The 12,273-nt window shown below is 62.4% G+C and carries 9 protein-coding genes; 6 read left to right on the top strand and 3 right to left on the bottom strand.

The annotated features are described in order from the left end of the window. On the bottom strand, positions 1-1,723 hold a 1,723-nt coding region (locus tag EIY71_RS21255), incomplete at its 3' end, for a retention module-containing protein (RefSeq protein WP_134023003.1). A gap of 531 nt (positions 1,724-2,254) precedes the next feature. Between EIY71_RS21255 and EIY71_RS21250 the strand changes: the two genes are divergently transcribed. The 3 genes from EIY71_RS21250 (at position 2,255) to EIY71_RS21240 (ending at position 7,326) form a co-directional block, all read left to right on the top strand. Further along, on the top strand, positions 2,255-3,613 hold the full coding sequence (locus EIY71_RS21250) for a TolC family outer membrane protein (RefSeq protein ID WP_064383226.1): 1,359 nt from the start codon (positions 2,255-2,257) through the stop codon (positions 3,611-3,613). A gap of 181 nt (positions 3,614-3,794) precedes the next feature. Continuing rightward, positions 3,795-5,954 carry a type I secretion system permease/ATPase gene (locus tag EIY71_RS21245; RefSeq protein WP_102686009.1) on the top strand — a complete coding sequence of 720 codons (2,160 nt, stop codon included), beginning with the start codon at positions 3,795-3,797 and terminating at the stop codon, positions 5,952-5,954. Positions 5,955-5,964: 10 nt separating this feature from the next. Continuing rightward, positions 5,965-7,326 carry an HlyD family type I secretion periplasmic adaptor subunit gene (locus EIY71_RS21240; RefSeq protein ID WP_085605682.1) on the top strand — a complete coding sequence of 454 codons (1,362 nt, stop codon included), beginning with the start codon at positions 5,965-5,967 and terminating at the stop codon, positions 7,324-7,326. 138 nt (positions 7,327-7,464) lie between these two features. Here EIY71_RS21240 and EIY71_RS21235 read toward each other — a convergent pair whose 3' ends face one another. Further along, entirely contained in the window at positions 7,465-8,058 is a 594-nt protein-coding gene (locus EIY71_RS21235) for a tRNA-uridine aminocarboxypropyltransferase (protein ID WP_134023001.1), read from the bottom strand. A gap of 4 nt (positions 8,059-8,062) precedes the next feature. Beyond that, positions 8,063-8,956, bottom strand: coding sequence for a LysR family transcriptional regulator (locus tag EIY71_RS21230; RefSeq protein ID WP_007956593.1), 894 nt, complete (start codon positions 8,954-8,956; stop codon positions 8,063-8,065). Positions 8,957-9,250: 294 nt separating this feature from the next. Between EIY71_RS21230 and speB the strand changes: the two genes are divergently transcribed. From speB to EIY71_RS21215, 3 genes are read left to right on the top strand one after another with little or no spacing between them, the layout of a single operon-like run. Next, positions 9,251-10,201 (top strand): agmatinase, encoded by a 951-nt coding sequence (gene speB / locus EIY71_RS21225; RefSeq protein ID WP_007956591.1) that lies wholly within the window; start codon positions 9,251-9,253, stop codon positions 10,199-10,201. A gap of 10 nt (positions 10,202-10,211) precedes the next feature. Beyond that, positions 10,212-10,634 carry a nuclear transport factor 2 family protein gene (locus tag EIY71_RS21220; protein WP_011332982.1) on the top strand — a complete coding sequence of 141 codons (423 nt, stop codon included), beginning with the start codon at positions 10,212-10,214 and terminating at the stop codon, positions 10,632-10,634. Between the two features lie 55 nt (positions 10,635-10,689). Then, a complete protein-coding gene (locus EIY71_RS21215; protein ID WP_134022999.1) occupies positions 10,690-12,201 on the top strand; it encodes a cytosine permease in 1,512 nt (503 codons plus the stop codon). The last annotated feature ends 72 nt before the right edge of the window (positions 12,202-12,273 follow it).

The following is a 12,273-nucleotide window of genomic DNA, read 5'->3' as shown; positions in this document are numbered from 1 at the left end:
CGTCGACGATGTTCACGTCCAGCGTCGCATTGGCGGTGGTGCCGTTGTCATCGACCACGGTCACGGCGAACTGCTCGTTGAGCACGTTGGCGCCGTTGGCATTCGGGTGCGCTTCGTTGTCGACCAGCGTGTAGCTGTAGCTGACGACGCCGGTGGCGGCGTTGAAACCGGTGATGGTCAGGGTGCTGCCCAACGGAGTGACGATGGATTGCGGGAAGCCTGCCGCCACACCGTTGGTGACCACGGCAATGCCGCCGATGGTCAGCGTAGTGACGCCGTCCAGTGCGGTGATGGTGAAGGTGCCGCTCTGGGTCAGGGCTCCCGAATCCGGGGCGCTACCGTCGCCGAGGTTTTTCTCGTAAACGGTGAGTTCACCGCCCTCGACGTTCAACCCGTTGATGATCACTGGATCGTCGTTGTTGTGGATCTGCAGCACGAGGTTGGCGGTGCTGGTGTCGCCGTCGGCATCGGTCAGGGTGTAAGTGAAAGTCTCGGTGCCATTGCCACCGCCATGCAGATTTTTGAAGTCCGCATCACTGGTATTCAGCGTGTAGGTGTAGGTGCCGTTGGCATTCAGCACCAAGGTGCCGTAAGTCCCGACGAATGTACCGGGGGTGATCGGGCCGGCATTTTCGCCGACGGGTACGCGGTCGGCGCCCTGCACATCGTTGGTCAGCACGTTGCCGGTCAGCGTCAGTTGAGTCTCCGTCGCCGTACCGTTGTTGTCATCGAACGCTTTCGGCACGTCGTCGGTGATGTTGACGTCCAGCGTGCCGGTGGCGGTGTCGCCATTGCTGTCGCCGGCGATCACGGTGAATTGTTCGCTGAGGTTATTGGCACCGTCGCCCGCCGCGTGGGTTTCGTTGCCATTGAGTGTGTAGCTGTAGCTGACCGTACCGGTGGCCGGGTTGTAGCCGGTGATGGTCAGGGTATTGCCCAGTTGTGTGGTGATCGATTGCGGGAAACCGATCGGCACGCCACCGACGATCACGTTGATGCCGCCGATGCTCAGGCTGCTCAGGCCGTCCGGTGCCGACACCGTGAAGCTGCCGGTCTGGGTCAGCGCGCCAGGGTTGGCGGCGGAACCGTCGGGCAGATTGGCTTCGTTGAGATTCAATTCACCACCGGCAACAGACAGCCCGGTGAGTGTTACCGGGTTGTTGACTGGCGGTGGTGGTGGAGCGGGCGGCGCGGTGTCGTCACCGTTGTCGATCACCGCGTTGTGGCGTTCTTCGGGAAACTCGGGAATGCCATTGAAACCGGCGGTGGGGAAACCGATGACCGGATCGACCCGGCCCGCCACTTCAGTCAACAACACGAAACTGTGGCCGCCACCCAGTGCGCCCGGCGCACCACCGGTGGCGCCAGGACCAGCCGCCGTCGCTTCGGCGGTTTGGGTCGGGTCATCGCCGGCGGCAATGGCTTTCTGGATCTGTTCGACGTCGGTCAGTTGCGACTCGCTCGGGGTCACCGCTTCCGGTGCATTGACGTGAGCCGCCTGATCGGCGAGCAACTGGCCGGTCATGGTCAGGCTGCTGTCGCGGCCGAGGGTCAGTTCCTGGCCGTTTTGCAGATGAACGGCAACCGCCCCCTCCGCCCCGGTGATCAATTGATCCCCTGCAAACAGCCGATCGCCTTCGACCAGTGCGCGACGAGTGCCGTCCGCCGACTGAGCGAAAACCTGACCAATGACTTTAGTGACGATCCCGATGAGCGTTGCCATGTGCATTCCTCCGCTGCCGACCACCGTCGGCGCTGGTTCGCGAAGCAGCCCATGGCTCAAGCGGGTTGTCGGGGCGACGCTCGCACCTCGACAGTTCGTTTCGCAGGTTGTGCAAATCCAGAAACGCCAGCGCCATCAAGCACTTGGAATCTCTGTTCGATGCAGCACGCCCACTAGCGCTACGTAACGGTGGTGAATCACCCGAGTGACAAAAAACTGTCGCTCATCAGCCGCTACGCGTCCCTCCCCTTTAGCAGTACTTCGCCGTATGTCGCAAAGTGAGTGGAACTTTCCTCAAGCCTTTCTGCACTCCCTAAAGCGCATAAAACAAAGGCTTTCGAGTGGAACAATGTGCTGGATTTGGCGAAGCGCATAAGTTTTTTTTGGCATAACCCTTATGAAAATTTTTTCTTAGCTACGCTTCAGGATGTTCTTAGCTCTGTTGTTACAGGCATGAAACGCTTTTTACTAAAAATATCGTCAATAAATTGGCGACAGCGAAACACCATCAGGACTCAGGGAGATGCACCCATGCGCGTACTAACCCCCCTCTGCAGCGCGGTTTTGCTGGCCATGGCTTGCACTTCTCAAGCCCAGGCCATGAACCTCACCGAAGCGATCCAGAGCACCATCGCCACCCATCCGGAACTGGCCTCGCGCGTGGACGCGCGCCTGTCAGCTGATGAACAGGTGAAGGTCGCCAAGGGCGGCTTCTATCCGTCGGTGGATCTGAACGCTGCTTACGGGCGCGGCTACAGCGACAACACCAACACCCGGGCCTTCGGTAACCACCACACCGAAATCCTCAACTACACCCAGTCCGAGCTGCGGCTGCGGCAGATGCTGTTCGACGGTTTCAACACCGCCAACGAAGTCGAACGCACCAAGGGCGTTTCCAACTCGCGCGCCTATTACGCGCAAGGCACCGCCCAGGATTTGGCCCTGCGCACCATCGAGGTCTACCTCGAAGTGCTCAAGCGCCGTGAACTGGTGACCCTGGCCAAGAACAACCTGCAGGCGCACTTGCGCGTCAACGATCAGATCGGCCTGCGCACCGAGCGTGGCGTGGGCAGCACCGCCGACTCCGATCAATCGGTCGCCCGTAAGGCGCTGGCCCAGAACAACCTCGACACCGCCGAAGTCGATCTGGCCGACGCCGAGTCGAACTTCTACAGCGTGGTCGGGCGCATGCCCGATGAGCTGGAAACCCCGGCCTCTACCCGCGGCGAATTGCCCGCCACCTTGCCTGAAGCCCAGCAGAGCATGGTCGAGAACAACCCGTACCTGAAATCTGCCCAGGCCGACGTGCAATCGGCCGAGAGTCAGTATGAAGTTGCCAAGTCGCCGTTCTACCCACGCTTCGACGCAGAAGCGGCGGTCGGCGCCAACAACAACGTGCAGGGTGACGAGGGCCACGACAACGAATGGCGGGTCGGCGTAGTGATGAACTACAACTTGTTCCGTGGCGGCAGCGACAAGGCGCGACTGGCCTCCGACGCGCACCAGATCAACCAGGCGATGGACATCCGCAACAACGCCCTGCGTCAGCTCAACGAGAACATTCACCTGGCGTGGAACGCCATGCTCAACGCCAAGAAACAAACCCCGACCGCCCGCGAATACGCCGAAACCACCAAGCGTGTACGCGCCGCGTATCAGGATCAGTTCGGCCTCGGTCAGCGCACCCTGCTCGATGTGCTCGACAGTGAAAACGAGCTGTACAACGCCAACCGTCGCTACACCGAAATCCGCTACACCGAGGAATACTCGATGTACCGCGTGCTGGCGAACATGGGCCAGTTGTTGAGCAAGCAGCGCGTGGTGCTGCCGGCCGATGCGATTGCCGCGACCGAGGTGAAGAACGAAGCACGCTTGCCCGAGCTGAAATAACCACTCTGCCGGAGCTGCCGAAAGCTGTGATCTGATCGTTCCCACGCTCCGCGTGGGAATGCAGCCCGTGACGCTCCGCGTCACTGGACGCGGAGCGTCCCTAGAGGCATTCCCACGCGGACGGTTCGACGCCTCGACGTGGGAACGATCAACTGAAGTAGTGCCAGGGGGAGCGATCAATATGACCAGCATGCAACCCGGTAACGCCGGGATCGATCCGCGGCTGAGCTTCGATGACCCGTTGCTCGACGGTCTGTTGATCCTCTGCAAACTCCATGGCGCGACGGTCAGTCGCGCCAGCCTGAGCGCCGGGCTGCCCCTGGACAAACAACGCCTGAGCCTGGACCTGCTGCCCCGCGCCGCCGCCCGGGCCGGGTTGCAGGCGCGCTTGTTGCGTCGGGAACTCAAGGACATTTCACCGCTGAACCTGCCGGTGCTGTTGCTGTTGGGCAACGGGCGTACGGCGGTGTTGCGACGTTTTGCCGAAGACGGCAAGGCGCTGATCCTGCCCAGCGAAGCCGACGGCGGCGAGCAATGGGTCAGTCGTGAAGAACTCACCGAACACTACAGTGGCCAAGCCCTGTTCGCCCGGCCACGGCATGAACTGGAAGACCTGCGCTCGCCGCTGGTGCCAAGGGTGCAAGCGTGGTTTCGCGACACCCTGAAGCTGTCGAAATGGCTGTACAGCGACGCGATCCTCGCCAGTTTCCTGATCAACCTGCTGGGCCTGATGGTGCCGCTGTTTGTCATGCAGACCTACGACCGTGTGGTTCCGAACCAGGCCACGTCGACCCTGTGGGTGCTGGCCATCGGGCTGTTGATCGGCACCGGTTTCGAACTGGTGCTGCGGGTGGTACGTGCGCATCTGCTGGACACCGCCGGCAAGAAGACCGACGTGATCCTTTCCGCGACTTTATTCGAGCGCATCACCGGCATGTCGATGAAGGCCCGGCCGGCGACCATCGGCGGATTCGCCCAGAGCATTCACGACTTTCAGGGCCTGCGCGAATTTCTCACCGCCGTGACCCTGACCAGCCTGATCGACCTGCCTTTCGTGGTGTTGATGCTGGTGGTGATCGGCCTGCTCGGTGGCTGGCTGGTGGTGATTCCGCTGCTGGCGTTTCCAATCACGATCGTCTTCGCGATGATCATTCAGGCCCGTCTGCGCGACACCGTGCAGAAAAGCCTGAGCCTCGGCGCCGAGCGTCAGGCGTTGCTGATCGAAACCCTCGGCGGCCTGGAAACCCTCAAGGCGTGCAGCGCCGAAAGCGAGCGCCAGCACAAATGGGAAAGCACCCACGGCGCCCTCACCCGCCTCGACAGCCATGCGCGCAATCTCTCGGCGCTGGCCACCAACGGCACACTGTTCATCCAGCAGTTTTCGGGGATGGCGACGATTGTGGCCGGGGTCTACAGCATCATCGCCGGTAACCTCAGCGTCGGCGCGCTGGTAGCGACTTACATGCTCGGCAGCCGCGTGCTCGCACCGCTGGGCCAGATCGCCGGGCTGATTACTCGTTACCAGCAAGCGCAACTGACCATGAAAAGCACCGACGCGCTGATGTCCCTGCCTCAGGAGCGCGACGGCAAACAACGGCCACTGGAGCGCACGCAACTGCAAGGCGCGCTGGACGCCAACGCGGTGACCTTCCACTACAACGGCCAGAACGCGCCGGCCCTGAATAACGTCAGCTTCAGCGTCAAACCCGGCGAGCGGATCGGTATCATCGGCCGCAGCGGCTCCGGCAAAAGCACCCTGGCGCGGCTGGTGATGGGCTTCTACGAACCGGAAGAAGGCCAGTTGCTGCTCGACGGCCTCGACCTGCGGCAACTGGATGTCGCCGACCTGCGCCAGCAGATCGGTTACGTCGCCCATGACTTGCCGCTGCTGGCCGGCAGCCTGCGTGACAACCTGACCCTCGGCGCCCGCTATATCAGCGATTCGCGGATGCTTGAAGTGGCCGAACTGACCGGCGTCACCGAGCTTGCACGGCAGCATCCGCAAGGCTTCGACCGGCCGGTGGGCGAGCGCGGGCAACTGCTTTCCGGTGGCCAGCGCCAGGCGGTGCTGCTGGCGCGGGCGCTGTTGCTCGATCCGCCGATCATGCTGCTCGACGAACCCACCAGTGCCATGGACAACAGCAGCGAAGACGTCCTGCGCCAGAAGCTGCACGGCTGGGTGCAGGGCAAAACCTTGTTGCTGGTCACCCACCGCACCTCGATGCTGAGCCTGGTGGACCGGTTGCTGGTGCTGGACAACGGCCGGATCGTCGCCGACGGTCCGAAAGAAGCGGTCATCGATGCACTGCGCAAGGGCCGGGTCGGCTCGGCAGCGGTCTAGGAGTTGCCCCATGTCTGCTTCTTCCTCTTCAAAACCCCGCGGTTATTTCGACAGCTTCGGTAAAAGCGCCGAAGCCGAATTCATGCCGGAAACCGCCGGTGCCTCGCTGCAGGATTCGCCGCGCTGGTCGCGCATTACCGTGTGGCTGGCGGCGGCGCTGCTAATCAGTGCGCTGGTCTGGGCCAAGTTCGCCGTGCTCCAGGAAGTGACCATGGGCGAAGGCAAGGCGATTCCGTCGAGCAAGGTTCAGGTGATCCAGAACCTCGAGGGCGGGATCGTCACCGAGATCTTCGTCCGTGAAGGGCAAATGGTCAGCAAGGGCGACACCTTGCTGCGGCTGGATGACACGCGGTTTCTGTCGAACAAGGGTGAGAGCGAGGCCGATCGTTATGCCCTGACCGCGCAGGTCGAACGCTTGTCCGCCGAGGCCGAGGGCCGGCCGTTCAAGCTCTCGGACGAGGTGATCGCCAAGGCCCCGCAAGTCGCCGAGGACGAGCGCTCGCTGTACGAACAACGGCAACGGCGGCTGGCCAGCGAGCAACGCACCCTCAGCGAACAGCTGCGACAGAAGGCGCAGGAGCTGGCGGAATTTCGGTCGAAACAGGGGCAATACAGTTCGAGCCTGGCGCTGCTGCAACAGGAAATGAACATGTCGGAACCGCTGGTGAAAACCGGCGCGGTTTCGCCCGTGGAGATTCTCCGCCTGCGTCGTAGCGCAGTGGAAATTCGCGGTTCGTTGAATGCCACGACGCTCGCCATTCCCCGGGCCGAATCGGCGATCAACGAGATCAAGAGCAAGATCGACGAATCGGAACAGACCTTCCGCTCCGAGGCGGCCAAGGAGCTCAACGAGAAACGCACCGACCTGTCGAAAATCACCGCGTCGAGCATCGCCATCGACGACCGCGTCAGCCGCACCACCGTGACTTCGCCGGTACGCGGGGTTATCAAGCAGATGAAGGTCAACACCATCGGCGGCGTGGTGCAGCCGGGCAGCGACATGGTGGAAATCGTGCCGCTGGAAGACAACCTGTTGATCGAAGCCAAGGTCCGGCCGCAGGACGTGGCGTTTCTGCATCCGGGCCAGAAAGCCATGGTCAAGTTCAGCGCCTACGACTACACGATCTACGGCGGGCTCAGCGCCAAACTTGAGCTGATCGGCGCCGATACCATCACCGACGACAAAGGCAACAGCTTCTACCTGATCCAGGTGCGTACCGACAAAAATCATCTGGGCGGGGATGTGAAACCGCTGCTGATCATTCCGGGGATGGTGGCGACGGTGGACATCATCACCGGAGAAAAAAGCGTGCTGGATTACCTGCTCAAACCGGTGCTGAAGGCCCGGACCGAGGCGATGCGCGAACGCTAGTGATGATCCGGACTGATCGTTCCCACGCTCCGCGTGGGAATGCAGCCCGGGACGCTCCGCGTCCCTTCGCGACGGTGACGCAGAGCGTCACTGTATGCATTCCCACGCAGAGCTTGGGAACGATCAGTACCCGTCCGATCAGCCACCGTGATTCTTCTGGAAAGTCTCCTCCCCCATCGCCGCAATCTGCCCTTCAATCAACACCTCGAACGGCTTGAGCAACGGCTCGAACGACGTCGGCGCTTCCAGCGTCTGCAACGCCTGAACAATCGCTTCGATCGTCGACAACGCCCCCGGCCCCGGTGCCTTGCGCAGCCGATACCGCGACACCCCACCCTCCGCCAAAGTCACCCGTGGCAACGCCGCCAGCAGCGGATTGAGGTGCAGCATCTTGCGCGCCTTGCGCCACGTGCCATCCGGCACCACCAGCAACAGCGGTTCATCGGACGCGGCGTAAGCCTGCATCGGTTGCGCATCGTCCGCCGGAAACAACAACCGCGCCCGATACCCCGGCCGGTTCAGCAGCGCGGGCAGATCCTCGAACACTTCACCGACAATCAGCTCGGCATTGTTCAAACCGAGCGCCGCCAGCCGAGCCGTGTTGAGCGCGTGATTGACCTCGCTCGGGTGCTGCAACAGCAACACCCGGGTGCGGCTGTCGAGGCTGGGGATCAGCGGGCAAAGGCAATGGGTTTGTGGGCGCAGGCAGCGCGGGCATTGGGGTCTGGACATTGTCTTATGCCTGATTGAGCTGCGCTTTGAGCAGATCGCGGAAAGTCTGGATCAGCGGCTCGCGGCTGCGGCCCCGGCGCATGATCATGGAAAACGGTGCCTGATAACCGAAGGTCGCCGGCAGCAGCACCCGCAGGTCACCTTTGTCGGCCCAGGCCTGGGCGTAGTGCTCCGGCAGATAACCGATGTAGGCGCCGGACAGCACCAGAATCAGCTGCGCCTCCATACTTTCCACGGTCGCGGCGCTGTGTTTGAAACCGTGGCGCGCCAGTTCGGCCTGGCTCCAGTAACCGCGTCCGACCATGCGTTGCTGGGTGATGACCTGCTCGGGAATCCGCCGCTCGTTGAACAACGGATGACGGCTGCTGCAATACAGCCAGTGCTGCTCGCGGTACAGCGGCATGTACACCAGACCGCTCATGCGCGTTGAGAATGCGCCGATGGCCAGATCGAGGCGGTTGTCCTGCACGCCGAGTTGCAGTTCGTAAGGGCTCATCACCGACAGATGCAAATGCACCGCCGGGTGTTCCTGGCTGTAGGCGCCGATGGCTTCGGCGAACGGCAGGGCCTTGTCGCTGACCGTCGAGTCGATCACCCCGAGGTTGAGCGTGCCGCGCAATTCGCCCTTGAGCGCTGCTGCGTATTGCTCGAAACCTTCGAGTTCGGCCAGCAGACGCAGGGTTTCCTGGTGGAACAGTTCGCCCTTGCTGGTCAGGCTGAAACCACCGCGCCCGCGATGGCACAGCACCAGACCGAGCGCGGCTTCGAGCTGACTCATGTAGGTGCTGATCGCCGAGGTCGACAGGTTGAGTTCCTGCTGCGCGTTGGCAAACCCCTGATGACGCACGACGCTGACGAAGATGCGCAACAGTTTCAGGTCGGGTAAAGCGTTGGCCATGTCTACTCCAAGGATCGTTCCCACGCTCTGCGTGGGAATGCCGCCCGTGACGCTCTGCGTCACCTGCGATTACGGCTGGACGCGGAGCGTCCGTGGATGCATTCCCACGCAGAGCGTGGGAACGAGCACGTAGGGGAAGTCTGGCATTAGTTTAGAAATTTCTGAACTAAGTATTTGCCCGTAGCGATTCTTCCGCCCCACTACATTTCGCAGAATCGGCCCACAGCGGTGCCCGTGCTCCTTGCGAATGCGGTGCGCCGACATAAATAAAACAAAGACGATGAGGCCCTACCCGTGGACAAGATTCTTCACCAACCACTGGGCGGCAACGAAATGCCGCGCTTCGGCGGCATCGCCACCATGCTCCGACTCCCCCATGTACCGACCGCTGCCGGCCTGGACGCTGCCTTCGTTGGCGTGCCACTGGACATCGGTACTTCGCTGCGCCCCGGCACCCGCTTCGGGCCGCGCGACATCCGCACCGAATCGGTGATGATCCGCCCGTACAACATGGCCACCGGCGCTGCGCCGTTCGACTCGCTGTCGGTTGCCGACATCGGTGACGTGGCGATCAACACCTTCAACCTGCTCGACGCCGTGCGCATCATCGAAGAAGCCTACGACAACATCCTCGAGCACAACGTGATCCCGATGACCCTGGGTGGCGACCACACCATCACCCTGCCGATCCTGCGTGCGATCCACAAAAAGCACGGCAAGGTCGGTCTGGTACACATCGATGCCCACGCTGACGTCAACGATCACATGTTCGGCGAGAAGATCGCCCACGGTACGACCTTCCGTCGCGCCGTCGAAGAAGGCCTTCTGGACTGCGACCGCGTGGTGCAGATCGGTCTGCGGGCGCAGGGCTACACCGCTGACGACTTCAACTGGAGCCGCGATCAGGGCTTCCGCGTGGTGCAGGCCGAAGAGTGCTGGCACAAGTCGCTGGAACCGCTGATGGCCGAAGTCCGCGAGAAAGTCGGTGGCGGCCCGGTGTACCTGAGCTTCGACATCGACGGCATCGACCCGGCGTGGGCGCCTGGCACCGGCACTCCGGAAATCGGTGGTCTGACGACCATTCAGGCGATTGAAATCGTTCGCGGCTGCCAGGGCCTCGACCTGATCGGCTGCGATCTGGTAGAAGTCTCGCCCGCTTATGACACCACCGGCAACACCTCGCTGCTGGCCGCCAACCTGCTGTACGAAATGCTCTGCGTACTGCCGGGCGTCGTCCACCGCTGAGGGTCGGGTCATGAACGAACGTGATCAGGTTCTGAAAGCGGCCGCCGATCTGGTGTCCGCCTTCGCCCGCAACGATCGCGAAGCCTACTTCGGCGCGTTCAGCGCCGATGCCAGCTTCGTGTTCTACACCCTCGAACAGCCCCTGCTGTCGCGCGATGCCTATCAGGCGTTGTGGGACAGCTGGCGCGCCGAGGATGGCTTCGAGGTGTTGTCCTGCACCTCGAGCAACGCCTTCGTCAGCCTGCAGGGTGACGTGGCGATTTTCATCCATGACGTGGCCACCGAGCTGCGCATGCAAGGGGAGCAACATTTCAGCCAGGAGCGCGAGACGATTGTTTTCAAGAAACAAGCGTCGAGCCTAGAACAACAAGGCCATTGGCTGGCCTGCCACGAACATTTGTCCGCAATGCCGGAAGGGCTGCCATCCCCTTAGCCAAGACAGGTGACGCTCACGCACGATGAGCGCGCCTTTATGATCGGAGCAGATCATGAATAACAACAACAAAGACCAAAGCCTTACGCAGATTGAAACCCACGGGGTCGAACAGATCCCGGACAACGAACGCACCGCCGGTCCCGTGGACTTGTTCCGCATGATCTTTGGCGGCGCGAATACCTTTGCCACCGCCGTGCTCGGCAGTTTCCCGGTGCTGTTCGGCCTGTCCTTCCAGGCGGGCGTCTGGGCGATTGTCTCGGGCGTGCTGCTTGGCTCGCTGATCCTCGCACCGATGGGCCTGTTCGGTCCGCTCAACGGCACCAACAATGCCGTGTCGTCCGGTGCGCACTTCGGCGTGCACGGGCGGATCGTCGGTTCGTTCCTGTCGCTGCTGACCGCCATCGCCTTCTTCTCGCTCTCGGTGTGGAGTTCCGGAGATGCGCTGATCGGTGGTGCGAAACGCCTGATCGGCCTGCCGGAAACCGACCTGACCCTGGGCCTGGCCTACGGTCTGTTCGCGATTCTGGTGTTGACCGTGTGCATCTACGGCTTCCGCTTCCTGCTGTGGGTGAACAAGGTCGCGGTGTGGAGCGCGAGCCTGCTGTTCCTGCTGGGCATCTTTGCCTTCGCCGGTCCCTTCGATTCGCACTACGCCGGCACCGTCAGCCTCGGCCAGCCGGGCTTCTGGGCCGCGTTCATCGGCGCCGCGCTGGTGGCCATGAGCAACCCGATTTCCTTCGGCGCGTTCCTCGGCGACTGGGCCCGCTACATCCCGCGTGAGACCTCGCGCAAGCGGATCATGGCGGCGGTGGTGCTCTCGCAGATCGCCACCTTCATCCCGTTCCTGTTCGGCCTGACCACCGCGACCATCGTCGCGATCCAGGCGCCGGACTACATCGCGGCCAACAATTACGTAGGCGGTCTGCTCGCGGTGTCGCCGAGCTGGTTCTTCCTGCCGGTGTGCCTGATTGCGGTGATCGGCGGCATGTCCACCGGCACCACATCGCTGTATGGCACCGGGCTGGACATGTCCAGCGTGTTCCCGCGCCTGCTGTCGCGGGTCAAGGCGACGCTCCTGATCGGTGTGCTGTCGATTGCCTTCATCTTCATCGGGCGCTTTGCGGCGAACCTGGTGCAGAGCGTGTCGACCTTCGCCGTGCTGATCATCACCTGCACCACCCCTTGGATGGTGATCATGATCATCGGCCTGGTGGTACGTCGCGGCTTCTACTGCCCGGACGACCTGCAAGTGTTCACGCGCGGCGAGCAAGGCGGACGCTACTGGTTCAGCCACGGCTGGAACTGGCGCGGTCTGGGTGCGTGGATCCCGAGCGCGGCGGTCGGCCTGTGCTTCGTCAACCTGCCGGGGCAGTTCGTCGGCCCGCTCGGTGAACTGGCCAGCGGCATCGACATCAGCCTGCTGGTGACCCTCGGTCTGGCGTCGGTGATGTACCTGATGCTGCTGAGCCTGTTCCCGGAACCGGCGCTGGTCTACGGCCCGAAGGATCCCCGCAGCAAAGGCGCGCATGCGCCGGCTGAAGCGGCGCTGCGTCAGGCTGCCTGAATAAACGAATCGCCTGTGGGGGTCAGCCTTCTCCCACAGTGTTCCACCCCATAAAAAAGACAATCGGAGACA

This window comes from Pseudomonas sp. CH235 (genome assembly GCF_004368175.1).
Lineage (GTDB): Bacteria > Pseudomonadota > Gammaproteobacteria > Pseudomonadales > Pseudomonadaceae > Aquipseudomonas > Aquipseudomonas paraglycinae.
The sequence above is the reverse complement of the archived record's forward strand: the minus strand, read 5'-3'. Positions and strand labels throughout refer to the sequence as shown.

Excerpts from the sequence above, each read along its gene's own strand:
- EIY71_RS21245 (WP_102686009.1), top strand. The coding sequence starts at position 3,795 with ATGACCAGCATGCAACCCGGTAACGCCGGGATCGATCCGCGGCTGAGC.
- EIY71_RS21230 (WP_007956593.1), bottom strand. The coding sequence starts at position 8,956 with ATGGCCAACGCTTTACCCGACCTGAAACTGTTGCGCATCTTCGTCAGC.
- EIY71_RS21215 (WP_134022999.1), top strand. The coding sequence starts at position 10,690 with ATGAATAACAACAACAAAGACCAAAGCCTTACGCAGATTGAAACCCAC.
- EIY71_RS21220 (WP_011332982.1), top strand. The coding sequence starts at position 10,212 with ATGAACGAACGTGATCAGGTTCTGAAAGCGGCCGCCGATCTGGTGTCC.
- EIY71_RS21250 (WP_064383226.1), top strand. The coding sequence starts at position 2,255 with ATGCGCGTACTAACCCCCCTCTGCAGCGCGGTTTTGCTGGCCATGGCT.
- EIY71_RS21240 (WP_085605682.1), top strand. The coding sequence starts at position 5,965 with ATGTCTGCTTCTTCCTCTTCAAAACCCCGCGGTTATTTCGACAGCTTC.
- EIY71_RS21235 (WP_134023001.1), bottom strand. The coding sequence starts at position 8,058 with ATGTCCAGACCCCAATGCCCGCGCTGCCTGCGCCCACAAACCCATTGC.